Consider the following 24345-nt stretch of genomic DNA (forward strand, 5'->3'; position numbering starts at 1 on the left):
TCCGGTTGTTGTGAGCGCGGCCATACTGCCATATCGGCCCGGCGTCGGGCAGGCATTTTGGTCGCGCGCCAAGCTGCCTTGACGAAAGGCGAGAAAGCGCGAGGCCTACAATCGGCGCCCCCTACAAGAAGCGTTGCACGGAGCAAAGGCACATGTCCGATCTGACCTCCCCGATCCCCACGCCCGAAGACAAGCGCGCCGAACTGCGCCGGGCGGCCCTCGAGTACCACGAGCTTCCTGTTCCGGGCAAGGTTGCAATCGCGGCGACCAAGCAGATGATGAACCAGCGTGACTTGGCCCTGGCCTATTCGCCTGGGGTGGCAGCGCCTTGCGAGGAGATCGTCAAGGACCCGGTCAACGCCTTCAAGTACACAGCGCGCGGCAACCTGGTCGCAGTGATCACCAACGGCACCGCGGTGCTGGGCCTGGGCGACATCGGGCCGCTGGCTTCCAAGCCGGTGATGGAAGGCAAGGGCGTGCTGTTCAAGAAGTTCGCGGGCGTCGATGTGTTCGACATCGAGATCGACGAGAAGGACCCCGCGAGGCTGGTGGAAGTCATTGCCGCGCTTGAGCCGACCTTCGGTGCCATCAACCTCGAGGACATCAAGGCGCCGGACTGCTTCTACGTCGAGCGCGAGTTGCGCAAGCGCATGAAGATTCCGGTCTTTCATGATGACCAGCACGGCACGGCCATCACGGTGGCTGCCGCCATGCTCAACGGGCTGAAGGTGGTCGGCAAGGACATCGGGCAGATCAAGCTGGTCGCCTCCGGCGCGGGCGCTGCGGCGCTGGCCTGTCTCAACCTGCTCCTGAAGGTCGGCCTGAAACGCGAGAACGTGTTCGTCACCGACCTGGCGGGCGTGGTGTATGAAGGCCGCACCGAGCTGATGGACGACGACAAGCGCCAATACATGCAGAAAACCTCGGCGCGCTCGCTGACCGAGGTGATCGAGGGCGCGGACGTGTTCCTTGGCCTTTCCGCCGGTGGGGTCCTCAAGCCCGCCATGGTGGCCAAGATGGCGGCGAAGCCAGTGATCTTCGCGCTCGCCAACCCAAATCCGGAAATCACACCCGAGGAGGCGAAGGCGGTGCGCGACGACGTCGTCATGGCCACTGGCCGTACGGACTACCCGAACCAGGTCAACAATGTCCTGTGCTTCCCCTACATCTTCCGCGGCGCGTTGGACTGCGGCGCCACCACCATCACCGACGAGATGGAGGTCGCAGCCGTGCACGCCATCGCCGAACTCGCACAAGCCGAGCAGAGCGAGCGCGTGGCGGCAGCCTATGTGGGCGAGAAGCTGAGCTTCGGCCCTGACTACCTCATTCCGAAGCCCTTCGATCCGCGGCTCATGATGAAGATCGCGCCCGCAGTCGCCAAGGCGGCGGCGGAGAGCGGCGTCGCGCTGCGTCCGATCGGCGATCTCGACGCCTACCGCGACAAGCTGCAGAGCTTCGTGTACGCCTCGGGTACCACGATGAAGCCAATCTTCGACACCGCCAAGCGCGCGCCGAAGAAACGGGTGGCCTACAGCGAAGGCGAGGAAGAACGCGTGCTGCGCGCGGCGCAGATCGTGGTCGACGAGGGCATCGCCCGGCCCACCCTGATCGGCCGGCCCGCCATCATCGCCCAGCGCATCGAGAAGTTCGGCCTGCGCCTCAAGGAGGAACTCGACTACGACGTGGTGAATACCGATTTCGACCACCGGTACCGCGACTTCTGGCAAACCTATCACCGGATGACCGAACGCAAGGGCATCACGGTGCAGGTCGCCAAGATCGAGATGCGCCGCCGCCTCACGCTCATCGGCGCCATGCTGCTGCACAAGGGCGACGTCGATGGCCTGATCTGCGGCACCTGGGGCACCACCGCGCTGCATCTGCGATACATCGACCAGGTCATCGGCAAGCGTGTCGGTGGTTGCGCAAGCACGCCCCAGGACATGCCGATCTACGCCTGCATGAACGGCCTGTTGCTGCCGGACAGGCAGGTGTTCCTGGTCGACACGCACGTCAACTACGACCCGACGCCCGAAGAACTGACCGAGATCACGACGATGGCGGCCGAGGAAATGATGCGCTTCGGCTTGAAGCCGAAGGCCGCACTGCTGTCGCATTCGAATTTCGGAACCAGCGAGCACCCCAGCGCGATCAAGATGCGTCAGACGCTCGCATTGCTTCGCGAGCAGGCGCCGTGGCTTGAAGTCGACGGAGAAATGCACGGTGACGTTGCTTTGGACGGCAAGCAGCGCGCGCAGGTGATGCCGCACAGCGCCCTGGCTGGCGATGCCAATCTCCTGGTATTCCCGAACATCGACGCTGCCAACATTTCCTACAACCTGCTCAAAACGGCCGCTGGCGGCAACATCGCCATCGGCCCGGTGCTGCTTGGGGCGGCCAAACCTGTGCACATCCTCACCGCGACCGCGACGGTGCGCCGTATCGTCAACATGACCGCCTTGACGGTGGCGGATGCCAACGCCGAGCGTTAAGCGTTTGTACGACAGCGGCCGCTAACTTCGAATGCATCGGTAAGACCCTGGCAGCCTGCTCAAAGATTGGGCAGGCGCTTGCTATTTGTGCGTCCCTGGGGCACACTTGCGGCCTTGAATTTGCGGGTTAACCCGGAGGTTGACCTGCGATTCGGCCCTCGCTCTTTTTCTTCTGGTGCCCCATGGCGGCTTACGCCTCGATCACGTTACCGGTCTCCAAATTCGCGCTCGCAGGCCTCTTGTTGATGGCCCTGAGTGCCGGAGCCCAGGCTCGTGAATGGCTTGGCATCCGCGCCGATCGATCGGCACAGGAAACGATCGCGCTGGCCGAATTGCCGGTACAGGGCCAGCGCACTTATGGAGCCATCTTGAACGGTGGCCCTTTCCGATATGAAAAGGACGGCTCGGTGTTCGGCAATCGCGAACACCTCTTGCCGCGAGAGCGCCGGGGCCATTACCGAGAGTACACGGTCGAAACACCCGGCTCGCGGGATCGCGGCCCACGGCGCATCGTCTGCGGAGGCGAGCGCAAGGTGCCGTCGGTCTGCTGGTACACGGCAGACCATTACGCGAGTTTCAGGCAGATCTTGCCGTGAGCGATGAACTGGATTGGAGCGGCGCACCCAGGCGCCCTGAGGTAAAGATGACCACGACAACTATGGAAAGACCAGCGGAGATGACCCCCACCCTTCGGGGCGTGCGACCCAACATCGTGCAATCGATTCGTGCATTTCGCGTGAGCGATCTGCAGGAGGCGGCACACGCGGCAGGGCAGCACTTCCTCTATGCCAATCTGGGCAACGCCCAATCGAAGCAGGACGTGCTCGACCTGATCGCTCAACAGTTCACCTTTCCGCAGCACTTCGGCAAGAACTTCGATGCGCTGTACGACTGCATGACCGACCCGCTGCATAAATCGGGCCCGCAGCCCGGCTTTGTCATCGTGCTCGAGCAGATTCCTGCCAACGCCAAGTTCGACAAGGAAGCGCGCGAGCAGTTGCTCGATATCTTCCGGGACGCCGCCGACTATTGGGGCGATCGGAAAATACCGTTTCGGTGCTTCTATTCTTTTCTGTAGCCCGTTCTGCACCCACCAGCCAAGCAGAACGGGCGAACCAGGCTAACGGCACCGAATCCGTTTCGGGCATCGATCTCCAGAACAACAGCGACCCGGCGGCAGAAAAAATGCCCACCGACAAGCTGGTCGACGTGTCGCCCCTGGCGCTGCGCATGAGCAGCCCCTTCAATGCGGGCTACTGGCTCGCCGCGGCATAGTAGGCCCCTGGCTGCGCACGTCATGTTGCTTGCCGCCGTCTTTTGCCGGCGGTCGGTAGGCTGACCGCTCCGAGTGGCCGAGAGCGACGGGCCGTCACGAACAGAAAAGCCCGTCTTGAACGGGCTTTCTCTTTATGGGGGAAGTGATTGGGCGAGTGAGACGTACTCGGCCACAGGCACCTCTTCGGCGCGCCGCTGTATTTCGAAATCGCCGGCGAACCCATGCTGCTCAAGCCATTTCCCCAGGCTATGACGCAGCAGCTTGCGCCGTTGGCTGAAGGCGACCTGAACGATCTCGCCCAGTCGGACGGGGTCGACCGTCGGCGGCTCGGCCAAAGGCACCATGCGTACCACGGCGCTGTCCACCCGCGGCGGCGGATCGAAGCTCTCCGGCGGTACGAACAGCACGTTTTCCATCGCGTAACGCCACTGCAGCATCACGCTCAGGCGCCCGTAGTCCGAGGTGGCCGGCTGGGCGGTCATTCGGTCGATGACTTCCTTTTGCAACATGAAATGCTGGTCGGCGACGAGATGCGCGAAGCCAAGCAGGTGGAAAAGAATCGGGGTCGAGATGTTGTACGGCAGGTTGCCGACGACGCGCAGCGCCGCTGGCGGCACCGCCAAGCGAGCGGTCAGGGCTGCGAAGTCCACCTTCAGGACGTCCGATTCGACCACCTCGAGCTGGCCATGCCCGCGCAACCGTTGCGCCAGGTCGCGGTCCAGTTCGATCACGGTCAGCCGGCCGAGGCGCTCGACCAACGGCTGAGTCAGCGCCGCGAGGCCCGGCCCGATTTCGACCATCACATCGCCCGGCCGCGGCGCGATCTCACGCACGATCGCATCGATGATGCCTGCGTCGGACAGGAAATGCTGTCCGAAGCGCTTGCGTGCAATGTGCTTCACCGAGGGCCGCCACAGCGCTTGGTCATCTGGATGGCTCTAGCGCGCTCTCACGCCTCGGGCCAGCGAAGGAGGACCGTGCATAAGCGTCATTGTTGCGGTGCCTCGCGGTACTCCACGTAAGCGCGCGTGCGCAGTTCCTGCGCCCAGGTTTCGTAGGCTTCCTCGAGCTTCTTCTCGCGCAGCACGGCGCGCGCGGCTTCGCGCTGCTCGGTCTGGGTCAGCTTGGCTTCCCGGCGGGCGACGACCTGGATCAGGTGCACGCCGAATCGGGACACCACCGGGTCGCTGACCTGCCCCGGCGCCAGCCGGTTCATTGCTTCCTCGAACTCGGGCACGAACTGCCCGGGGCGCGACCAGCCCAGGTCGCCGCCTTCCTTGGCGCTCGTGTCCTGCGAGTTGTCGCGAGCCAGCCCCGCAAAGTCGGCACCCTTCTGAATGCGTTCCTTGAACTCCGCCAGCTGTGCCACCGCCTGCGCAGTCGTGCGCTTCGGATCATTGCGCAGCAAGATGTGGCGCACCTGGGTCTGGGTGACGACCGCGTCGGCCGAGCCAGGCTGGCTCTTGGCCAGCACCTTGAGCACGTGGAAGCCCGCGCCGGAGCGAATCGGGCCGGCGATGCCGTTGACGGCGGTGGACTGCGTCGCCTCGACGAACAGGCCAGGATAGCGGTCGGCACTGCGCATGCCCAGCACGCCTCCGTTGGCGCGATCAGGCGAATCGGAGAACTCCTGAGCCAGCTTGGCAAAATCCTCGCCGGCGCGGGCTCGCTGGGCGATCCCCTGGGCGCGCTGCTGCAACTGGGCGATCTGCGCCTCGGTGGCGTTCTCGGGCACGGCTACCAGCACTTGGGCGATATTGATGTTCGATGGCACCGCGGCATTGCCGCCGTTGCGCTGCTCGCGCATGAATTGGTCGACCTCGACGTCGCTGATCTTCACCTTGGCTTCGATCTCGCGGTCGCGCAGACGCGTCAGCAGGAGCTGGTCTCGAAGGTCGTTACGGAACGTCTGCGCCGTGATTCCCTCGGATGCGACGCGGCTGCGCAGCTCGGTCAGGCTCATCTGGTTCTGCCGCGCGACAGTCTGCTCGGCTTGATCGATGGCAAGTTCGTCGACCTTGATGCCGGCGTCCTTGGCCGCCTGCAGCTGGGTGCGCTCGGCGATCAGCCGCTCCAGCACCAGGCGCGTGAGCTCGGACCGCGGCACGCGCTGCGCCTCGGCGTTCTCCCTGAGGAGGCGCTCGACCCGCGACTGCACGTCGGTATTGGTGATGGGTTCGGAATTGACGAGCGCCACGATGTACTCGGCCGAGCGCTGCGTTGTCGGCTCGGCGGGCGCCGGGGAGGCGCGCGGCACTGTCGGAGGCGGCGCGAGGCGCGGGCCACCGCGCATGATGTCGGTGATGCCGACGCCGGGGCGCGAGCCTCCCTGTCCTTGCGCACCGGCCGCCGCGGCCAGCGTTGCAAGGCACGCCAGGGTGAGGATGGAGCGGATGTGATTCATGGCGAAGAGGGGCTCAGTCGTAGTTGGTGAAGCGGCTGGGGGCAAGGAAGGGTTGCCGCAGAGGCTGGTAGCGCTGAATGTTCTGGGTCAGGGTGCGCATGGGACTGGCTCCGATCGCGGCGAAGCCGACGAACTCGAGCTGGAACATGATGCGCGTGTTGGCCGTGGCTTGGCCAGTGGTGAGGCGTTCCAGGACCACGCGCCCGATCCAGCAGCAGCCGTCGTACTCGAAGCCGAGCACGCCGTCCGTGAGCTTGCGATCTTGCAGGCTGTAGTTGAGCCGGCCCACGGCATACCAGCGGCCTCCACCCTGGCCGCGGCCCGGACCGAGGTCCTTGCCCTTGTCGCCCCAAAGATCGTTGAGCGGCCATTGCCAGCTCACGTCCAGCGACTTGTTGCCGTCGTTGAGAGTGGGCGTCGAGTTCGCCTGGTAGCGGTAGGCCGCCGAGATATTGCGATAGGGCCCCGGGTTGTAGCGGGCGCTCAAGGCCGTCCGGGCCGACTTGTGATCGTCGGGGTTGTACTGCACGGTACCGTCGACGCTCCACCGCGGCGTCCAGTTGACCTGGGCGCCGAACAGCAGGTCGCTGACCCGGTCGGTCACGGCCGTGGTGCCCGGCAGCGTGACGCGCTGGTCCTTGAAGCGCAGCCGCTGCGCGACCCCGAAGCGCGCCGCCTCGGCGCCGCTGTCGGGATCGATCAGCCGTGAGGTCACGCCTACCGTCAGCGTGTTGCTGTCGGAGATGCGATCGTTGCCGGAGAAGGCGTTCTCCGTATAGACCGTGGCGAAGTTGAAGTCGTTGGCCGCCGAGTCGTAGTTCGGCAGCAGGCTCTGGTCGCGGTAAGGCGTGTAGACATAGAAGGCGCGCGGCTCCAGCGTCTGACGGAACGCGCGCCCGAAGAAGCTGGCGTCGCGCTCGAAGATCATGCCGCTGTCCAGGCTGAAGGTGGGCACCGTGCGGCTCGCCGAGTTCGCCCCGTTGGCCAGCGGCGCTTCGAACTGGTAGCTGGTCGTATGCAGCTGGATCTTGGGAATGACGAAGGTGCCTGGCGTGAGGAAGGGCCGGCTGAGCGCCGCCTGCGCATACACCCGTTCGCCGTTGGGCTGCCTTTGCTGCACCGGGTCGCCACGGAAGCGCGTGTACTCGGTGTTGAGCGAGAAGTCGAACCCGTGCCAGTCGTACTTGTAGTAGTTCGCAGTGATCTGCGGCAGGCGGTCGTACGGCGGAATGATCGGCGACAGGTCGTACTGCAGCGTCTGGTATTTCAGCGCGCGCACGATGCCGTTCCAGTCGCCCTTGGTCCAGTTGAGCGAGGCATCGTTCGACAGCAGCCGCGTCGTCAGCGAGGGCGTGCGCGTGAAGTCGCGCCAGTAGTCGTCGTCGCTCACGCGATTGAATCTGATCGAGGCGCTCAGCGAGTCCAGCCCGAGCGGCTTGGGGTCGAAAGTCTGCGTATGGTTCGTCCAGATGCCCCAGCGCTTGCGATTGCGCAGGCTGTCCGTGGGCATGTAGTCGAGACGCATGTCGCCGCTGTAGTCCTTCTCGAGGTAGCGGAACTCGCTGCCGAGGTTGACGCCTCGCTTGCCCATCAACTCGGGGTAGAAGGTCGCGTCGCGGTTGGGAGCAATGTTCCAGTAGTAGGGCACGGTGACGTCCACGCCATTGACGCTGCTCACGCCAACGGTCGGTGGCAGGAAGCCGCTCTTGCGATCGTTGCTGAGGGGAAAGCTCAGCGACGGGAAAGGCGGGGTCGTGATGCCCATGAAGCTCATCCGCGCATCGGTGGCCACGCCGACGTTCTCCTCGGTGTCGGTGGTCAAGGTGGCGGCGCTCAGGATCCAGGCCGGCATCCAGCCAGGATAGTCCTCCCGCCGGCAGGTCGTGTAGGTGCCCTGGCGCGCGATCGACACGTTGCTGTCGACGAAGTCGATCCGCTCGGCGTCACCTTGGCCGCCCGAGTTCAGAAAGCGGTAGTGCACCTTGTCGAAGAAGCCTTCGAAGGTCTCGAGCTTGAGCTCGAGATGAGGACCCTCGTAGACATTGCCCGCTTGGTTCACGCGCACATTGCCATTGGCCTTGGCGAGGTCCTCGGGCTGGTAGTACTCGAGGCGGTCGGCGTGGATCACCGTGTCGCCCCGGCGCAACGAGGCATTGCCTTCGATCACGGTTTCGAGATCGGTGCGGCCGGAGATGCGGTCGCCGTCCACGAAGCTCGGCAGTTCGCCGCGCTGGGTCTTCGGAATCGTCTCCTGCAGTTGCGGGGTGCGCTTCAGCGTGATCGGCGCGTCCAGGCCGGCATCCTGTGCCGATGCGCCCTGGGCTTGCAGCAGCGCCAGCGTCAACAAAGCAAGCGGCAGAGGCGGTCGGCACCGGCGCCAGTCAGCTCGGATCAGGTCAGGCATCGGTACGGAAAGGAGTCTTCGGGGATGGTGCACCGGAGGGCCCGGCGTCGCGGACGCCCGCGCCGGGTGGATTTGTAGAATCGATTATCCATGACAGCTTCCCCGCCCCCGGACAGCAGCGCCGCAACGCCATCCCCAACGATCAGCTGGAGCGATCCGGAACGCGCCCAGGCGTTCGCCCAATGGCTGGCCAAGGTCGGGCCGCAGCACCGGCTGCTGCCGGCCACCGTGCGACCGGCTTCGGCCGATGCGAGCTTCCGGCGCTACTTCCGCATCGATACCGAGGACGCGGCCGCCACGCGCATCGTGATGGACGCGCCGCCCGCCCAGGAGAACAGCGCCCCCTTCGTGCACATCGCCCGGTTGATGCGCGACGCCGGCTTGACCGCCCCGCAGGTGCTCGAGTGGGACGAACCCCAGGGTTTCCTGCTGCTCGACGACCTCGGTCGCCAGACCATGCTCGACGTCATCGACTCCGCCGATCCGGAGGCCGCGCGGCCGCTCTATGTCCAGGCGATCGATGCCCTGATCCAGTGGCAGCTGGCATCCAGGCCGCAGGTCCTGCCGCCCTACGATCGCGCGCTGCTCGAGCGTGAGCTGGCGCTGTTCCCTGACTGGTACGTGGCCCGGTATCGAGGCTTGGCGGTCGAAGGCACGCTGCACGACAGGCTGCAACGCACTTTCCAGCTGATCGTCGAGCACAACCTGGCGGCGCCGCGCGTCTACGTGCATCGCGACTTCATGCCGCGCAACCTGATGATCACCGGCGGACCGACGCTCGGCGTGCTGGACTTCCAGGACGCGGTGCACGGCCCCATTACCTACGACATTGCGAGCCTGATGCGCGATGCGTTCCTGAGCTGGGAGGAGGACTTCGTGCTCGACCTCACCGTGCGCTACTGGGAAAAGGCGCGCAAAGCCGGGCTGCCGCTCGACGAGGACTTCGGCGCCTTCTACCGGGCGGTCGAATGGATGGGCCTGCAGCGCCACCTCAAGGTCGCGGGCATCTTCGCGCGGCTGACGCTGCGCGACGGCAAGCCCCGATACCTGGCCGACACGCCGCGCTTCATCGCCTACATCCGCGCGACCGCGAGCCGCTATCGCGAGCTGACGCCGCTCCTGCGCGCGGTCGACGAGATCGAAGGTACCCAGCCGATCAGCGGCTTCGCATACGGGCGGTTGTGACGCCACGCTTTCACTGCACCACGGCCTTGGCCGCGCAAGGCACCATGGCGCTTCCGGCCGGCGCCGCGCGCCATGTCCAGGTGCTGCGGATGCAGCCCGGCGATGCGCTCACGCTCTTCGACGGCAACGGCGGCGAATACGCAGCCACCGTCGAGCGCATGGGGCGCAGCGAAGTGACCGTGCAGCTCGGCGCGCACGCACCGATCGAGCGAGAGGCGCCGCGCGCCGTACACCTGGCGATCGGGATGCCGGCCAACGAGCGCATGGACTGGCTCGTCGAGAAGGCGACCGAACTCGGCGTCGCCAGCATCCAGCCGCTGATGACCGCGCACGGCGTGCTGCGCCTGGCCGGCGAGCGTGCCGACAAGAAGCGCGCGCATTGGCAGGCGATTGCCGTTGCAGCCTGCGAGCAATGCGGGCGCAACCGGGTGCCGCTGGTGCACCCGGTACGCGCGCTCGCCGGCTGGATCGAATCCCCGCCCGTGGACGATGCCGAGCGCTTCGTGCTGAGCCTGGCCGAGGGCGCCCGCAGCCTGCGCGACATCCATGAAGGCGTCCCCGCCGACCGCCTGCGCGGCGCCTGTGTGCTCAGCGGCCCCGAGGGCGGTCTGAGCGCCGCAGAGGAGCACGATGCGACCGCCCTCGGCTTTGCACCGCTCACGCTCGGCCCGCGCGTGCTGCGCGCCGAGACCGCGGCGCTGGCTGCGCTTGCATTGCTGGCGCACCCTTGATCAGAATCCTCCGGCCGCTTCCTCGACCTTCACTCCCCACTCCCTCCCCCCATCCATGCCATCGCTCTTGCCTGCGTCATTCCGCCTTGCGCCCGTTCTCCTCGCCACCCTGTGCATTGCGGGACCCGTCCAAGCCCAGGGCCCTGCCGTTGCGCCGACCCCTGTGCAGGTAAAGCCGGTGGTCGACCAGGCCTACACGCAGTTGCTGGCAGCACCGGTCATCAAGCAATTGCTCGACGCGGTGAAGGCCGATCACGAGCGCTCGGTCGAAGACCTCCGGATGCTCACCGAGATCGAGGCACCTCCTTTCAAGGAACAAAGGCGCGCGGAGGCCTTCCTGGCGCGCATGAAGGCGTTGGGGCTCAGCGATGCGCGCATCGACGCCGAGGGCAACGTCGTGGGTCTGCGCAAGGGCACGGGCAACGGCCCCAAGCTGCTGGTCTCGGCCCATCTCGACACGGTCTTTCCCGCTGGCACCGATGTCAAGGTGAAGGAGCGTGACGGCAAGCTCTACGCGCCCGGCATCTCGGACGACACGCGCGGGCTGGCGGTGCTGCTGTCGTGGCTCAAGGTGCTCAACGACAACAAGATTCAGACGGTCGGCGACCTGCTCTTCGTCGGCAACGTCGGCGAAGAGGAGCTGGGCAATCTTCGTGGCATGAAGGCCATCTTCCGCGACCATCTCGACATCGACGGCATGGTGGGCGTCGAGCCCGCGCCCGAGGGCACGGTGCTGGTCCTGGGCACGGCGAGCCATCGCTACGAGGTGAGCTTCAAGGGCCCGGGCGGCCACAGCTACGCTGCGTTCGGCCAGGTCCCCAGCGCCATCCATGGCATGGGCCGCGCGATCGCCAAGATCGCCGAGATCAGGACACCCAGCTTCCCCAAGACCACCTTCACCGTGGGCACCGTGGGAGGAGGCACGTCGGTCAACACCATCGCGCCCGACGCACGCATGGCGGTGGACATCCGCTCCGACGAGATGGGCGCGCTGCTCGAGACCGAGAAGAAGGTACTGGCTGCGATCGACGAGGCGGTGGCGGAAGAGAACAAGCGCTGGAACGTCAGCACGCTCAGCGTCAGCAACAAGCTGATCGGCGACCGCCCGGGCGGCCGCACGCCTTCGGACTCGGTCATCGTCGAAGCGGCGGTTCGCTCGAACAGCGCCTTCGGTCACAAGAGCCTGCTGACGGGCGCCAGCACCGATGCCAACGTGCCGATGTCGCTCGGCATTCCGGCCATCATCATCGGCGGCGGCGGCAAGACCGGCGGCTTCCATGCGCTGTCCGAGTGGATCGACGTGACGGAGGGCTGGAAAGGCGCGCAGAATGCCCTCGCGACCGTGCTCGGCCTGGTCGGCGTGCAGGGCGTGAGCGAGCCGCTCCTTCCCAAGCGTCCGCCGCGTCCGAAGTCGTAGTCGGCGCTCTTTCCCTCACACCCATTCACTTCAGGAGCCCACCATGGGACTGCTCGATTCGGTACTCGGACAAGTGCTCGGCGGCGGGCAGGCGCAGCAGCCTGACGGCCAAGGCCTGGGCGGCCTCGATGGGCTCGGTGGCGGGCTTGCGGGCGCGCTCGGAGGGCTGCTCGCCGACAACGGCGAGGTAGGCGGACTCGGCGGACTCGTCTCCAGGTTCGAACAGGCCGGCATGGGCGACGTGATCGGCTCGTGGATCGGCAAGGGCGAGAACCAGCCGGTCTCGGGCGGGCAACTGCAGGATGCGCTGGGTAGCGATGTCATCTCCGGGCTCGCGCAGAAGCTCGGCATCAATGCCGCCACGCTGCTGCCGATGCTGGCCACGCTGCTGCCCATGCTGGTCGATCGCCTCACGCCCAGGGGCCACGCGCCGGAGGAAGGCCTGGGCAACCAGGACGAGCTGCTGTCCTCGCTCAGCGGTCTGCTGCACAAGGGCTGAGCGGCCTCGATGAATCGCAATCTCTGGCTGCTCGCCGCCTGCCAGGGCTTGTTCCTGACGAACAACGTCGCCTTCATCGCAATCAACGGGTTGGTCGGCCTGGCGCTGGCGCCGCGCGGCTGGATGGCCACGCTGCCGGTCATGGGCTATGTGGTCGGCGGCGCGCTCGCCACCGGCGTGGTGGCTCGCACACAGCAGCGCTTCGGGCGGCGCCGCTCTTTCCAGATCGGACTGGCGGTGGCCCTGTGCTCTGCGCTGCTGTGCGCGCAGGCCGCACTCTTGAAGGATTTCTGGCTCCTGTGCGCTGCCACCCTCGTGGCCGGGTACTACAACGCGAATGCCAGCCTCTATCGCTTCGCCGCCGCCGAGCTTGCGGCGCCGGCATGGCGCGAGAAGGCGGTGTCGCTGGTAATGGCCGGCGGGCTGATCGGTGCCGTGACGGGGCCCAATCTCGCGGCCGTCGCGCGCCACTGGTTCGAGGTGCCCTTCGCTGGGGTGTATCTCGCGCTGGCCGGCGTTGCGCTGCTCGCGATGGCCCTGATGCACTTCATCGACTTTCCGGCCCCGCCTTCAAGAGGCACGCGAAAGGCCGGCCGCCCGCTTGGCGAGATCGTGCGCCAGCCCGTGTTTATCGTCGCCGCTGTGGCGGGCGCTCTCGGCTACGGGGTAATGAACCTGCTGATGGCCGCCACGCCGATCGCAATGCAGGTCTGCAGCCTGCCCTTCGAAAATGTCGCGCTGGTGCTCGAATGGCACGTGATCGGCATGTTCGCGCCGGGCTTCTTCACCGGCCACCTGATCCGCCGCTTCGGGACGCTGCCGGTGATGGGCGCAGGCCTGCTCCTCACCCTGGGCTGCATCGCGATCGCGCTGTCGGGTGTCGAGCTGCACCGGTTTCTGGTCGCGCTCTTCCTTCTGGGCGTGGGCTGGAACTTTCTCTTCACCGGCAGCACGACCCTCTCGCTCTCGGCGTACACGGCCGAGGAGAAGGACCGCGCGCAAGGCGCTCTCAACTTGTGCGTGTTCGCGACGCTGGCGCTGAGTTCATTCGCTTCCGGCGTGCTGGTCACGACGCAAGGCTGGCGGCTGCTGAACCTCGGCTCTCTGCTGCCGGTGCTGCTGACCGGCGCGGCGCTGCTGTGGCTCGCACGCAGGCGGCGCGCCGCTGCGACGATCGCCTAGGGTTCCGTCCCGCACACAGCGGCGCTGAACGCCGGCAGCTTCCTTGGAGCCGCGTTTACCTGCCGCGCATCAGGCTGCGGCCGCCTGGGCGGCCTGGGCGGCCGGCAGCGCGGCAATCACCTCGGCCACCGCGGCGGTCAGTTTCTTGGCGTAGGGCACGTGCAGGAACTCGTTCGGCCCATGCGCATTGCTCTTGGGGCCGAGCACACCGCAAACCATCATCTGCGCCTTCGGGAAGCCGACGCTGAGCATGTTCATCAGCGGAATGGTGCCGCCCTGGCCGATGTAGCCGCAGCTCGCGCCGAAGTGCGCCTGCGACGCGGCATGGAGCGCACGCTCGAACCAGGGCGCGGTGGAGGGCGAGTTCCAGCCGGTCGCGCCGCCGTTGCTCTCGAAAGTGACCTTGGCCTGGTAAGGCGCGTTGTCTTCCAGCAGGATCTTGAGTTCCTGGACCGCTCGGGCGGCATCGACCAGCGGTGGCAGGCGCAGAGACAGCTTGAACGCGGTGTAGGGGCGCAGCACATTGCCCGCGTCCTTCAAGGCCGGGAAGCCCTCGGCACCGGTGACCGAGAGCGTGGGTTTCCAGGTACGGTTGATCAACGCTTCCACCGGGTCGCTGGTGGTCGGCAGCGCAAAGGCCGTCGCGCCGCCGCAATCGTAGTGCGCCCAAGGAAAGCGCTTGTAGACCTCGTCGCCCAAGATGGCAGCGGTCGCCTTGGCCTGCTCGAGGCGATCGGCCGGCAACTCGCAGTGGAAGCTCTCGGGCAGCAGGCGGCCGGTCTTGCTGTCCTCGAGGCGGTCGAGCACCTGGCGCATGATGCGGAAGCTCGAGGGCACGAGGCCGGAGGCGTCGCCGGAGTGCACGCCTTCGGTCAGCACCTCGACCTTCAGCGTACCGCTCGCCATGCCGCGCAGCGAAGTGGTGAGCCACAACTGGTCGTAGTTGCCCGCGCCGGAGTCGAGGCAGATGACGAGGCCGACTTCTCCGAGGCGAGGCCGCAGGGCGTCGACATAGGGAAGCAGATCGTAGGAGCCGGACTCCTCGCAGGTCTCGATCAGGCCGACCACGCGCGGATGCGCTGCGCCCTGCGCCTTCAACGCCTGCAACGCGGCGACGCTCGCGTACACCGCGTAGCCGTCATCGGCGCCGCCGCGGCCGTAGAGCAGGCCGTCCTCGTACTTGGGCGTCCATGGGCCGAGGTCACTGCGCCAGCCGGTGAACTCGGGCTGCTTGTCGAGGTGGCCGTACATCAGCACGGTCTCTGTCATGTCGGTACCGGTGGCGGGCACCTCGAAGAAGAGCACGGGCGTGCGCCCTTCGAGCCGCACGATCTCCAGCCTGAGGCCCTCGACCTTCTGCGCCTCCACCCACTGGGCCGCATTGCGCAGCACGGTGTCGAGGTAACCGTTCTGCACCCAGTCCTTGTCGAAGCCGGGCGACTTGGCCGGAATGGCGATGTAGTCGGTGAGTTGCCGGACGATGTCCTGGTCCCACTTCGTCGAGACATCGGACAGGGCGCGCTCGGCGTCGAGCAGGCCCGAAGGCATTTCGCGGTGCAGGGGGGCGTTCATGAGTTTCTCCGCGCATAGGGACTGGCAAGGGACCTCGCGAATTATGGGCGCATGCCGCGCGGGCCGCAGCCCTTTGGGCTAATCTCTGCCGGCTTTGCAGTGGCATCCCGATCGGAGGCAGATTTGAGCAGCAGCACGAACAAGCGCGTTCGCGTCGGCATCGGCGGTTGGACCTATGAGCCCTGGCGCGACAACTTCTATCCCGAAGGACTGCCGCACAGCCGTGAGCTGCACTACGCCAGCCGGCAACTCACGGCGATCGAGGTCAACGGCACCTACTACAGCAGCTTCAAGCCGCCGACTTTCAAGAAATGGCACGACGAGACGCCGGAGGACTTCGTGTTCTCGCTGAAAGCCTCGCGCTTTGCGACCAATCGCAAGCAGCTGTCGGCCGCAGGCGAATCCGTCTCGCGCTTCGTCGAAAGCGGCATCACCGAGCTGGGCGACAAGCTGGGCCCGATCGTCTGGCAGTTCATGCCTTCCAAGTCCTTCGACCCGGAGGACTTCGAGGCCTTTCTCGCGCTGCTGCCGAGGAAGGAGGGCAGCCGTGCGCTGCGCCATGTGCTGGATGTGCGGCATCCGAGCTTCATGACACCGGCATACCTGGCACTGGCACGCAAATATCAGGCGGCGACGGTGTTCACCGACTCGGACAAGTTCCCATCCTTCGCCGATCTGACGAGCGACTTCGTGTATGCGCGGCTGATGATGAGCGACGCCGGGCAGAAAACCGGCTATGCGCCCAAGGCACTCGATGCCTGGGCGGAGGCGGCCAAGACCTGGGCCGGCGGCGGCCTGCCGGAGGCGCTGCCCTGCGTCGAGGAGGGCACGAGAGGCACCAAGAGCACGAAGGGGGCGAAGAGCACGCGAGATGTCTTCATCTACTTCATCAACGGCGCAAAAGAAAAGGCACCGGCGGCTGCCGGTGCCTTGATCCAACGCCTGAGCTGAATGGAGGCCGCGACCTCAGGCTGCGGCCTGCAGCGCCGGCTTGCTGCCGCTGCTGGTGCCAGGGGCAGCACCGAAGCTGATCTCGCCGGAGAGCTGGCCGCCCTCCTCGACCACGATCTTGCCGTAGCGGATCTTGCCGGTGACCTTGCCGGTGGAATGGATGACGAGCTTTTCGCGAACCGTCAAGTTGCCGTCGAAGAGGCCGCGGATCTCCGCGATGTCGATCTCGGCCGAGCCCTTGAAGGCGCCTTGCTCGGCGATCTGCATGACACGCGAGTCCATGGTCGCCTCGACAAGGCCTTCGACGACGAGGGTGTCGCAGTCGGTGATCTCCACACCCTTGAGCTTGATGTTGGGGCCGACGGTGAGCTTGCTGCCGCCTTCTTTCACTGCAGCGCTGGTCGCCGATTGTGCCGACAGGTTGGCGGGGGTCACAGGCGTGCCCGAGAGGTTGGTGCCTGAGCCCACCAGTGGCGCGGGACGAGAGACGAGGGGTTCGGTTTCGCGATCACGCTTGCCGAAGAAGGGGGACTGTGTAGCCAATGGGTAGCTCCTCAAAAGGGCTCATCGTAAGAACGCGCTCGGAAGTCTCTGCACTTCATTGCGCAAGAAGCGTAACTGAATAAGTCTCGAATGGCCATCCCTGGGAACTTTCGGCTGCGTTGGCGCGCATCGACAATGGCTCGACCTGACTTCATGCGATCGAACGATGCCGGAAATCCACTCACCTGCAGTCCCGACTGCCGAGCCGCTCCCTGACAACGACGCCCGTTTCGGCAAGCCTGTGCACGGCTGGCGACGCACGCTCTTTTCTGTGATCTTCGAGTCCGAATCGCCAGCAGGTCGGCTCTTCGATCTGGTGTTGATCGCGGTCATCGTGGCGAGCGTCACGGTGGTGATCCTCGACAGCGTGGTGTCGGTCAGGGAGCGCGCAGGCCAGGTGTTCGGCGTGCTCGAATGGATCTTCACCGCGCTCTTCACGCTGGAGTATTTCGCGAGGCTCGCCTGCGTGCAAAGGCCGCTGCGCTACGCGACGAGCTTCTACGGCGTGATCGACCTGCTGGCGTTGCTGCCCACCTTCCTGGTCGCGCTCGCGCCGGAGTTCGCCTACCTGATCGATGTGCGCGTCCTGCGGCTGCTGCGCGTGTTCCGGATCTTCAAGCTGTCGCGCTACTCGGTCGAGTACCGCGCGCTGGTGACCGCAGTGGCGGCAAGCCGGCGCAAGATCACCGTCTTCGTCGGCTTCGTGATCCTTGTGGTGCTGGTGATGGGCACGCTGATGTACGTGGTCGAAGGCCCCGCGCACGGATTCACCAGCATTCCAGTGGCGGTGTACTGGGCGATCTCGACCATGGCGACGGTCGGCTTCGGCGACCTGGTGCCGAAGACCGATCTCGGCCGCGCCATTGCCTCCGTGATGATGCTGATCGGCTGGGGCGTGCTCGCCGTCCCGACCGGCATCGTGACGGCCGAGATGGCGCGCCGCGGACCGCACGAAGGCCCGGTGCCTGTCGCCCCGCGCGGCGTGTTCTCGCTGGCGGTGCCCGAGACCGCGGCCCCGCGTCGGCGGCTCACGCCGGCTGCACGGCGGCGCGCCCTTGCGCAACATCATCGATCGCTTCGATGAAGCCGGCGCGGCGGGAAGGCTTCAGCGCTCGCGCTCGCGCTCGAACTTGAATACCCCCGTGGCGGCGCGTGCGTTCGGCAGCCAGCGAACCTCGGCACCTGCCTGAAGGCCGAAGGCGTCGAGTACGCGCAGATGGTTCTTGCGCGCGAGCACCTCGAAGTCCTTGAAGGTGCCCACGCGGATGTTGGGCGTGTCGTACCACTGGTAAGGCAGGCGCCGCGTCACCGGCATGCGGCCGCGCGCGATGCTGATGCGGTTCGGCCAATGCGCGAAGTTGGGAAAGGCGACGATGCCGATGCGTCCCACGCGCGCCGTCTCGCGCAGCATCACCTCGGCATTGCGAAGATGCTGCAGCGTGTCGATCTGCAGCACGACGTCGAATGACGCGTCGTCGAACATCGCGAGGCCTTCGTCGAGGTTCAGCTGGATCACGTCGACGCCATGGCGAATGCATTGCAGCACATTGCCGTCGGCGATCTCCACGCCGTAGCCGCTGCAGCCGCGCTCGCGTTGCAGCAGGTCGAGCAGGGCGCCGTCGCCGCAGCCGAGATCGAGTACGCGTGAGCCCTCGGGCACGAGCCGTGCGATCACGCGCTGGGTGTCCAGGTCGCTCATGAAGCATCCTCCGCCCTGGGGAAAGCCTTGCCATGAGCATTCGAAGCGGCTGTGCAGCTCGCTGGCGTACCTGCGCCTTCGACTGCGGTGCTATTCGCCTTCGGAGCGGCCGTGCGGCTCATGCCGACAGTTCCTCGTTGGCGATACGTTCGAAGTAGGAGCGCACGACGCTCATGTAGCGCACGTCGTCGAGGAGGAAGGCGTCGTGCCCGTGCGGTGCATCGATTTCGGCGTAGCTGACGCTGCGGCGGTTGTCGAGCAGCGCCTTCACGATTTCGCGGCTGCGCGCGGGTGCGAAGCGCCAGTCGGTCGTGAAGCTCACGAGCAGGAATCGGGCGGTGGCCGGCGCCAGCGCGGCCCGCAGGTCTCCACCATGCGCGCGGGCGGGATCGAAGTAGTCGAGCGCGCGCGTGATCAGAAGGTAGGTGTTGGCGTCGAAGTACTCGCTGAACTTGTCGCCGTTGTAGCGCAGGTAGCTTTCGATCTGGAACTCGACCTCCTGGGTCGAGTAGAGGAAGTCCGTCCCGGCCACCTCGCCCTCGACGGCGCTGCGCAGCGCGCGACCGAACTTCTCGTTCATCAGGTCGTCGCTCTGGTAGGTGATGTGGCCGATCATGCGGGCGATGCGCAGGCCGCGCTTGGGGATGACGCCGTGCTCGTAGAAGTGGCCGCCGTTGAAGTCAGGGTCGGTGACGATCGCGCGGCGGGCGACCTCGTTGAAGGCAATGTTCTGCGCCGTCAGGCTGGGGGCGCTGGCGATCACGACCGCGTGGCGCACGCGCTCCGGGTACTGCAGTGTCCACGACAGCGCCTGCATGCCGCCCAGGCTGCCGCCCATTACCGCGGCCAGCGTATCGATGCCCAGCGCGTCGAGCAGGCCGGCCTGCGCGCGCACCCAGTCCTCGACGGTCACCACGGGGAAATCCGCGCCGTAGATGCGGCCGCTCGAAGGATTGACGTGCATCGGGCCGGTGGAGCCGAAGCAGGAACCAAGATTGTTGACGCCGATCACGAAGAAGCGATCAGTGTCGACCGGCTTGCCCGGGCCGATCATGTTGTCCCACCAGCCCTCGGACTTGCCCTGGCCCGCATACACGCCCGCGACGTGGTGCGAGGCGTTCAGCGCATGGCACACCAGCACGGCATTGTTGCGTTGCGCGTTGAGCGTCCCGTAGGATTCGTAAGCCAGGCTGTAGTCGGCGATGCTCGCTCCGCTGCTGAGCGGCAGCGGGCCGGCGAAAGACATGGATTTCGGAGAAACGACCAAGGACATGGAAAAGAAAAACCCGGCCTCGCCAAAAACGAGCCGGGTCCGGCGTCCGTCTTTAGCAGCATTTGTTAAGCGCCCGCAAGCTGGAGCAAATCGGCGCGTCGGGCGAGTATATGCCGCTCAACCCCAGCCGATCAACGCGCCGGCGCCGAGCAGCATGAACAGCGCCGCGGAAACGCCGTGCACCAGCTTGATGGGCACGCGCTTCACGATGCGCTCGCCGAGCCACACCACGGGCGCGTTGGCCAGCATCATGCCGAGCGTGGTGCCGAGCACGACCCATGCATAGGCGTCGACATAGCGCGCGGCAAGCATGACGGTGGCGATCTGCGTCTTGTCGCCCATCTCGGCAAGAAAGAAGGCGATCAACGTGGTGCCGAAGACGCCGAAGCGCGATGCCTTCGGCAGCTCGTCGTCATCGAGCTTGTCGGGAATCAACATCCACAGTGCCATGGCGATGAAGGAGCCTCCCAGGATCCAGCGCAGCAAATCAGGCCCCAAGGTGTGGGTGACCCAATTGCCCACAGCGGCGGCGAGCGCGTGGTTGACCACGGTGGCGGCCAAGATGCCGAGCACGATCGGCCAGGGCCGGCGAAAGCGTGCGGCGAGCACGAGGGAGAGCAACTGAGTCTTGTCGCCCATTTCGGCAAGGGCGACCACGCCGGTCGCGACGAGAAAAGCTTCCATGAAAAAGGGATTCCTTGGGCCGAAGGACGCAATTGACCGTGCAACACCTTCGGCCACATCCGAAGCTGCACGGTCAAAGGTCTCGCCAGGCTGAACACTGTCTGCGCCATGTCCGGCACGCGGCCGGGCAAGTCTGTTGACGCACACCCTTCTCGCGATGGAAGGCGGCTACTCCCCAATGACCGGGCGATTCTAGCCCTGCGCATGAGTTGCTTAGTGAGCGTGCGCCAACTCTCCATTTATTTTTCGCCGCGGTGACGCTGCGGGCAAATTCCTACTTGCGCACGAACCATTTCACCCATAATGCACGAGCCTCTCACTTAAGTTCTAGGGGGAGCGGCGATTCGGTGATCGGTCAGTTTCGCGCGGCCCAGCGGCTTTTTGTGGGTGGTGCTCCCGGGACTCCATCGCTTTTTCTTTGTGTTTATTAGGAGTCCCTTCATGGGCAACAAACTGTACGTCGGCAACCTGCCCTATTCGGCACGCGACGGTGATCTGGAGCACGCCTTCAGCCAGTTCGGCACTGTGACCAGCGCCAAGGTCATGATGGAGCGCGACTCCAGCCCGCCTCGTTCCAAGGGTTTCGGCTTCGTTGAAATGGGCAGCGATGCGGAAGCGCAAGCGGCCATCAGGGGCATGAACGGCCAGGACATGGGCGGCCGCAGTGTCGTTGTCAACGAGGCGCGTCCCATGGAAGCACGCCCGCCGCGTAGCGGCGGCTACGGTGGCGGTGGTGGCTACGGCGGCGGCGGTGGTAGCGGAGGCGGAGGCGGCTACGGTGGTGGTGGTGGCGGTGGTGGCCGCACCGGTGGCGGCGGCTATGGTGGTGGCGGCGGTGGCCGCAGTGGCGGCGGCTACGGTGGCGGTGGTGGTGATGGCGGTTTCCGCAGCCCCTACGGCGCTGGCCCGCGCGGTGGTGGCCGTGGTGGCTACGGCGGCGGTAGCGGCGGCGGCAGCAGCGGCAGTAGCGGCTACTGATCACACCCTGCATGTACTAGAAAGGCTCCATCGGGAGCCTTTCTTGTGTGAGGGCCAAAGTCCACGTGTGAGGCGGACGGCGGCCAAGCTCAATCGTTGCGCCGCTTTTTCCGGCCGCGGCCCTGGACGGCACGATCGAACAAGGCGTTGGGCAACAGCCGCATCAGCTTGGCCGCTACGCCCATCTGCCACGGAATCACACGGTAGCTGACGCCCGCCTCGATCGCGTGGAAGGCGCGATCGGCAAACACCTCGGGTTGAAGGAGAAAGGGCATTCCGTAGCGATTGCCCCGGGTGAGCGGTGTATCGACGTAGCCCGGTACCAGCGTGACCACCCTGACGCCGCTGGCGCGCAGCTCGCCCCGCAGGCTCTCGCAATAGGCCACCACGCCCGCCTTGCTGGCGCAGTAGGCCCCGTGGCCGGGCAGGCCCCGAATGGCCGCGACGCTGGCGATGCCCACCAGCCGGCCGCTGCCGCGCGCGCGCATGGCGGCGACGAAAGGATGGAACGTGGCAGCCAGGCCGACGTTGTTGATGGCCAGCGTTTCGGCCATGACATCGAGGTCGCGACGGTCCTCGGTGTCGATGCCGACACTGATGCCCGCATTCGCGATGACCACATCGGGCACACCCTGGCGCTCGACGCAGGCGGCGCCTGCCGCGACGATGCTGTCGATCTGCGCAACGTCGGCGCCATAGACCTCGAAATCGCCGCCGGCGATGCCGCGGGAAGCTGCCCAGGCCTCGATCTCGTCGGTTCGTCGCGCCGCCAGTGCGAGCCGGTAGCCCGCCTCGTGAAAGCGCATTGCCAGCGCTTGTCCGATGCCGCTCGAAGCCCCGGTAATGAACGCCAGCTTCTTCAACGCTTGACCCCGGGCGCGGACGGCATCAGCAGGCCCCGCACGCGACCCTGCAGATTTGCCACACCCGTGAGGTTGTCGTAGTCCAGCGAATCGGCGGTGAACCGGTCGGTGCCGCGGATCAGCGTGACGGGCTTGTGCGATCTGACCCGCTCGGTATCGAGGAACGCATGCAGGAACTCGCCGCGGAACTCCAGCCGGGGAACTGGCTTGCCGTCCGCGGTGGTGGCGGCCTCCCGCACCACGATCGCGTTGCCGAAGAGCTGGATCTCGCTGCCGTCGCCATTCGACAGCCCCCGGTTGGCAGTGGCGCGCGTGGTCAGGCCGTCGGGGGACACCGAGCGCACGCGCACCTGGTCGACCTCCATCGTGTCGGTGTCCGGATAGTGCCGGCCTTCCGTGCCGAACAGCTCGCTGCGCAGTTCGCCACTGGGCAGGAAGTTCTTGATCACGAAGTCGCGCATGAAGTAGTCGGGTTCGTGCTTCGGTGCCTCCCTGGCCACGGGCTCGAGCAGCTTCGGCGCGTTGCGCACCAGCCAGTAGGTGCCCAGCGCGAGCAGAGCGGTGAGGATGATCGGCAGGTAGATCGTCACCCTGTCGAAGGTGTCGCGCAGCAGGTTCCAGGCCGCCTTCGTCCTCATGCGGCGGGGCCTCGCGCGATCTCCAGCAGGCGGCGGTAGTGGCCGCCGGCCGTGAGCAGCAGATCGCAGAATTCGCGCGCCGCGCCCTCGCCGCCGCGAGCCGAGGTCACATGGTTCACGACCGCACGAACTTCGGCATGCGCGTTGGCGGGCGCAGCAGCAAAGGCGGCGTGGGCGAGCACGGGCAGGTCCGGCCAGTCGTCGCCGATCGCGGCGGCCTGCGTCCACTCGAGGCCGAGCAACGCGAGGATGGCTTGCGCGGCGGGCAGCTTGTCCTCGGTGCCGTAGCGCACATGCTCGATGCCCAAGGCCTGCAGTCGCAGGCGCAGCGGCTTCGAGTCCCGGCCGGTGATCACGGCCGGCGTGATGCCCGCCAGGCGCAGCAGCTTGAGGCCGTAGCCATCGAGGATGCTGAAGCGCTTGAGCGTCTCTCCTTGCTCGCTGAAATAGACACCGCCATCCGTCAGCACGCCGTCGACATCGAAGAAGGCGACACGGATGTCCTGGGCGGCGAGCAAGGTCTCCGCCTTGAATGCAAGCATCATCAGATGACTTTCGCGCGCATCAGGTCGTTGATGCTGAGCGCGCCGACCAGCACGCCCGCCGGGTCGACCACCAGCACGCTGGTGATCCTGTGCTGCTCCATCAGCTCGGCCGCCTCCGCCGCCAGCGCATCGGCGCGCAGCGTGCGCGGACCGGCGTGCATGGCGTCGCCTGCGGTCAGGGCGCGCAGGTCCGCACCGGTTTCGATCTGCCGGCGCAGGTCGCCGTCGGTGAAGATGCCGATCGCGCGGCCCTCGCCATCGACAATCGCGGTGGCACCCAAGCCCTTGAAACTCATCTCGCGCATCAGCTCGCTGAAGCTGGCGTCAGTCCCCACGCGTGGCACCGCATCGCCGGAACGCATGACGTCGCTGACATGGGTGAGCAGCTTGCGACCCAGGGCGCCGCCCGGATGGGAGCGCGCGAAGTCCTCGGTGCCGAAGCCGCGTGCATCGAGCAGCGCAACCGCCAGAGCGTCGCCCATGGCCATCTGCGCGGTGGTGCTGGCGGTGGGGGCGAGGTTGAGCGGGCAGGCCTCTTTCTCGACGCCGCTGTCGAGCACGATGTCGGCATGGCGGGCGAGCGTGGAGTCGCCGCGGCCGGTGATGGCGATCAGCGGCACGCCCTGCCGCTTGACGACCGGCAGGATGACCGTGAGTTCGTCAACCTCGCCGCTGTTGGAGATGGCGAGCACCAGGTCGACCGGCTTGATCATGCCGAGGTCGCCATGGCTGGCCTCGGCCGGATGCACGAACATGGCGGGCGTACCGGTTGACGCGAGCGTGGCCGCGATCTTGCGGCCGACATGTCCGCTCTTGCCCATGCCCATGACAACCACACGGCCGCGCACCTCCAGGATCTTCTGCACGGCCTCCACGAAGCTGGCGCCGATGCGCTCCTTGAGGCCGAGAACCGCAGCGGCTTCGATGTCGAACGTCGTGCGGGCCCGCGCGAGCATCGCGTCGGAGGAGGCCTCGAGGGCCGGGTTTGGGCTGGAGCGCATCGCGGGAT

General features: G+C 66.2%; 23 protein-coding genes and 1 riboswitch. Of the genes, 11 read left to right on the top strand and 12 right to left on the bottom strand.

The genetic code is table 11. The annotated features are described in order from the left end of the window. Positions 1–152: 152 nt before the first annotated feature. The 3 genes from G3W89_RS28015 (at position 153) to G3W89_RS28025 (ending at position 3570) form a co-directional block, all read left to right on the top strand. Positions 153–2492, top strand: coding sequence for an NADP-dependent malic enzyme (locus G3W89_RS28015; protein WP_162577212.1), 2340 nt, complete (start codon positions 153–155; stop codon positions 2490–2492). 182 nt (positions 2493–2674) lie between these two features. Beyond that, the gene (locus tag G3W89_RS28020; RefSeq protein WP_162577213.1) at positions 2675–3088 is read left to right on the top strand and encodes a ribonuclease domain-containing protein; all 414 of its coding nucleotides are present in this window, start codon (positions 2675–2677) and stop codon (positions 3086–3088) included. 47 nt (positions 3089–3135) lie between these two features. Next, on the top strand, positions 3136–3570 hold the full coding sequence (locus G3W89_RS28025; RefSeq protein ID WP_162577690.1) for a barstar family protein: 435 nt from the start codon (positions 3136–3138) through the stop codon (positions 3568–3570). A 329-nt stretch (positions 3571–3899) separates the two neighbouring features. Here the strand turns inward: G3W89_RS28025 and rsmA are convergent, their stop codons facing one another. The 3 genes from rsmA to G3W89_RS28040 all read right to left on the bottom strand — a co-directional run bounded on the left by rsmA (position 3900) and on the right by G3W89_RS28040 (position 8576). Then, positions 3900–4670: a 16S rRNA (adenine(1518)-N(6)/adenine(1519)-N(6))-dimethyltransferase RsmA gene (gene rsmA, locus G3W89_RS28030; protein WP_162577214.1), complete on the bottom strand. Its 771-nt coding sequence runs from the start codon at positions 4668–4670 to the stop codon at positions 3900–3902. An 86-nt stretch (positions 4671–4756) separates the two neighbouring features. Continuing rightward, complete coding sequence (locus G3W89_RS28035; RefSeq protein ID WP_162577215.1) at positions 4757–6172, bottom strand: peptidylprolyl isomerase; 1416 nt, start codon at positions 6170–6172, stop codon at positions 4757–4759. A gap of 13 nt (positions 6173–6185) precedes the next feature. Then, positions 6186–8576 carry an LPS-assembly protein LptD gene (locus G3W89_RS28040; RefSeq protein ID WP_162577216.1) on the bottom strand — a complete coding sequence of 797 codons (2391 nt, stop codon included), beginning with the start codon at positions 8574–8576 and terminating at the stop codon, positions 6186–6188. A gap of 90 nt (positions 8577–8666) precedes the next feature. Between G3W89_RS28040 and G3W89_RS33420 the strand changes: the two genes are divergently transcribed. The 5 genes from G3W89_RS33420 to G3W89_RS28065 are packed head-to-tail and all read left to right on the top strand — an operon-like array spanning position 8667 to position 13590. Continuing rightward, a complete protein-coding gene (locus G3W89_RS33420; protein WP_162577217.1) occupies positions 8667–9761 on the top strand; it encodes an aminoglycoside phosphotransferase family protein in 1095 nt (364 codons plus the stop codon). Beyond that, entirely contained in the window at positions 9758–10492 is a 735-nt protein-coding gene (locus G3W89_RS28050) for a 16S rRNA (uracil(1498)-N(3))-methyltransferase (RefSeq protein WP_443083190.1), read from the top strand. Before G3W89_RS33420 ends, G3W89_RS28050 begins: the two co-directional genes overlap by 4 nt. A gap of 55 nt (positions 10493–10547) precedes the next feature. Beyond that, complete coding sequence (locus G3W89_RS28055; RefSeq protein WP_162577219.1) at positions 10548–11909, top strand: M20/M25/M40 family metallo-hydrolase; 1362 nt, start codon at positions 10548–10550, stop codon at positions 11907–11909. Between the two features lie 43 nt (positions 11910–11952). Further along, positions 11953–12408: a YidB family protein gene (locus tag G3W89_RS28060; RefSeq protein WP_162577220.1), complete on the top strand. Its 456-nt coding sequence runs from the start codon at positions 11953–11955 to the stop codon at positions 12406–12408. Between the two features lie 9 nt (positions 12409–12417). After that, entirely contained in the window at positions 12418–13590 is a 1173-nt protein-coding gene (locus G3W89_RS28065; protein WP_162577221.1) for an MFS transporter, read from the top strand. 69 nt (positions 13591–13659) lie between these two features. Here G3W89_RS28065 and G3W89_RS28070 read toward each other — a convergent pair whose 3' ends face one another. After that, positions 13660–15162 (bottom strand): M20 family metallopeptidase, encoded by a 1503-nt coding sequence (locus G3W89_RS28070; RefSeq protein WP_162577222.1) that lies wholly within the window; start codon positions 15160–15162, stop codon positions 13660–13662. A 123-nt stretch (positions 15163–15285) separates the two neighbouring features. Here G3W89_RS28070 and G3W89_RS28075 point away from each other — a divergent pair, with 123 nt between their 5' ends. Beyond that, positions 15286–16113: a DUF72 domain-containing protein gene (locus tag G3W89_RS28075; protein ID WP_162577223.1), complete on the top strand. Its 828-nt coding sequence runs from the start codon at positions 15286–15288 to the stop codon at positions 16111–16113. 15 nt (positions 16114–16128) lie between these two features. Here the strand turns inward: G3W89_RS28075 and G3W89_RS28080 are convergent, their stop codons facing one another. After that, positions 16129–16656 carry a bactofilin family protein gene (locus tag G3W89_RS28080; protein WP_162577224.1) on the bottom strand — a complete coding sequence of 176 codons (528 nt, stop codon included), beginning with the start codon at positions 16654–16656 and terminating at the stop codon, positions 16129–16131. 166 nt (positions 16657–16822) lie between these two features. Here G3W89_RS28080 and G3W89_RS28085 point away from each other — a divergent pair, with 166 nt between their 5' ends. Further along, positions 16823–17740: an ion transporter gene (locus G3W89_RS28085; RefSeq protein WP_162577225.1), complete on the top strand. Its 918-nt coding sequence runs from the start codon at positions 16823–16825 to the stop codon at positions 17738–17740. A 21-nt stretch (positions 17741–17761) separates the two neighbouring features. On the opposite strand, the gene metW is transcribed toward G3W89_RS28085, so the two are convergent. The 3 genes from metW to G3W89_RS28100 form a co-directional block, all read right to left on the bottom strand. Continuing rightward, positions 17762–18355: a methionine biosynthesis protein MetW gene (gene metW, locus G3W89_RS28090; RefSeq protein WP_162577226.1), complete on the bottom strand. Its 594-nt coding sequence runs from the start codon at positions 18353–18355 to the stop codon at positions 17762–17764. A 118-nt stretch (positions 18356–18473) separates the two neighbouring features. Beyond that, on the bottom strand, positions 18474–19628 hold the full coding sequence (metX, locus tag G3W89_RS28095; protein WP_162577227.1) for a homoserine O-succinyltransferase MetX: 1155 nt from the start codon (positions 19626–19628) through the stop codon (positions 18474–18476). A 117-nt stretch (positions 19629–19745) separates the two neighbouring features. After that, a complete protein-coding gene (locus G3W89_RS28100; RefSeq protein WP_162577228.1) occupies positions 19746–20312 on the bottom strand; it encodes a TMEM165/GDT1 family protein in 567 nt (188 codons plus the stop codon). Between the two features lie 5 nt (positions 20313–20317). Next, positions 20318–20501: riboswitch (yybP-ykoY riboswitch) on the bottom strand. A 252-nt stretch (positions 20502–20753) separates the two neighbouring features. Here G3W89_RS28100 and G3W89_RS28105 point away from each other — a divergent pair. Beyond that, positions 20754–21290 carry an RNA recognition motif domain-containing protein gene (locus tag G3W89_RS28105; RefSeq protein ID WP_162577229.1) on the top strand — a complete coding sequence of 179 codons (537 nt, stop codon included), beginning with the start codon at positions 20754–20756 and terminating at the stop codon, positions 21288–21290. Positions 21291–21379: 89 nt separating this feature from the next. On the opposite strand, the gene G3W89_RS28110 is transcribed toward G3W89_RS28105, so the two are convergent. Genes G3W89_RS28110 through G3W89_RS28125 form a run of 4 tightly spaced genes read right to left on the bottom strand, consistent with a single transcriptional unit; the run spans position 21380 to position 24337 of the window. Continuing rightward, positions 21380–22153, bottom strand: coding sequence for an SDR family oxidoreductase (locus tag G3W89_RS28110; protein WP_162577230.1), 774 nt, complete (start codon positions 22151–22153; stop codon positions 21380–21382). Next, complete coding sequence (gene lptC, locus G3W89_RS28115; RefSeq protein ID WP_162577231.1) at positions 22150–22791, bottom strand: LPS export ABC transporter periplasmic protein LptC; 642 nt, start codon at positions 22789–22791, stop codon at positions 22150–22152. Before lptC ends, G3W89_RS28110 begins: the two co-directional genes overlap by 4 nt. Further along, positions 22788–23336, bottom strand: a complete 549-nt coding sequence (locus tag G3W89_RS28120; protein WP_162577232.1) for a KdsC family phosphatase — start codon at positions 23334–23336, stop codon at positions 22788–22790. Before G3W89_RS28120 ends, lptC begins: the two co-directional genes overlap by 4 nt. Further along, a complete protein-coding gene (locus G3W89_RS28125; protein WP_162577233.1) occupies positions 23336–24337 on the bottom strand; it encodes a KpsF/GutQ family sugar-phosphate isomerase in 1002 nt (333 codons plus the stop codon). The genes G3W89_RS28120 and G3W89_RS28125 overlap by 1 nt, the downstream gene beginning before the upstream one ends. Positions 24338–24345 lie beyond the last annotated feature (8 nt).

This window comes from Variovorax sp. PBL-H6 (genome assembly GCF_901827155.1).
Lineage (GTDB): Bacteria > Pseudomonadota > Gammaproteobacteria > Burkholderiales > Burkholderiaceae_C > Variovorax.

Excerpts from the sequence above, each read along its gene's own strand:
- G3W89_RS28015 (WP_162577212.1), top strand. The coding sequence starts at position 153 with ATGTCCGATCTGACCTCCCCGATCCCCACGCCCGAAGACAAGCGCGCC.
- G3W89_RS28020 (WP_162577213.1), top strand. The coding sequence starts at position 2,675 with ATGGCGGCTTACGCCTCGATCACGTTACCGGTCTCCAAATTCGCGCTC.
- G3W89_RS28025 (WP_162577690.1), top strand. The coding sequence starts at position 3,136 with ATGACCACGACAACTATGGAAAGACCAGCGGAGATGACCCCCACCCTT.
- G3W89_RS28035 (WP_162577215.1), bottom strand. The coding sequence starts at position 6,172 with ATGAATCACATCCGCTCCATCCTCACCCTGGCGTGCCTTGCAACGCTG.
- G3W89_RS28040 (WP_162577216.1), bottom strand. The coding sequence starts at position 8,576 with ATGCCTGACCTGATCCGAGCTGACTGGCGCCGGTGCCGACCGCCTCTG.
- G3W89_RS33420 (WP_162577217.1), top strand. The coding sequence starts at position 8,667 with ATGACAGCTTCCCCGCCCCCGGACAGCAGCGCCGCAACGCCATCCCCA.
- G3W89_RS28055 (WP_162577219.1), top strand. The coding sequence starts at position 10,548 with ATGCCATCGCTCTTGCCTGCGTCATTCCGCCTTGCGCCCGTTCTCCTC.
- G3W89_RS28060 (WP_162577220.1), top strand. The coding sequence starts at position 11,953 with ATGGGACTGCTCGATTCGGTACTCGGACAAGTGCTCGGCGGCGGGCAG.
- G3W89_RS28065 (WP_162577221.1), top strand. The coding sequence starts at position 12,418 with ATGAATCGCAATCTCTGGCTGCTCGCCGCCTGCCAGGGCTTGTTCCTG.
- G3W89_RS28070 (WP_162577222.1), bottom strand. The coding sequence starts at position 15,162 with ATGAACGCCCCCCTGCACCGCGAAATGCCTTCGGGCCTGCTCGACGCC.
- G3W89_RS28085 (WP_162577225.1), top strand. The coding sequence starts at position 16,823 with ATGCCGGAAATCCACTCACCTGCAGTCCCGACTGCCGAGCCGCTCCCT.
- metW (WP_162577226.1), bottom strand. The coding sequence starts at position 18,355 with ATGAGCGACCTGGACACCCAGCGCGTGATCGCACGGCTCGTGCCCGAG.
- metX (WP_162577227.1), bottom strand. The coding sequence starts at position 19,628 with ATGTCCTTGGTCGTTTCTCCGAAATCCATGTCTTTCGCCGGCCCGCTG.
- G3W89_RS28100 (WP_162577228.1), bottom strand. The coding sequence starts at position 20,312 with ATGGAAGCTTTTCTCGTCGCGACCGGCGTGGTCGCCCTTGCCGAAATG.
- G3W89_RS28105 (WP_162577229.1), top strand. The coding sequence starts at position 20,754 with ATGGGCAACAAACTGTACGTCGGCAACCTGCCCTATTCGGCACGCGAC.
- lptC (WP_162577231.1), bottom strand. The coding sequence starts at position 22,791 with ATGAGGACGAAGGCGGCCTGGAACCTGCTGCGCGACACCTTCGACAGG.
- G3W89_RS28120 (WP_162577232.1), bottom strand. The coding sequence starts at position 23,336 with ATGATGCTTGCATTCAAGGCGGAGACCTTGCTCGCCGCCCAGGACATC.
- G3W89_RS28125 (WP_162577233.1), bottom strand. The coding sequence starts at position 24,337 with ATGCGCTCCAGCCCAAACCCGGCCCTCGAGGCCTCCTCCGACGCGATG.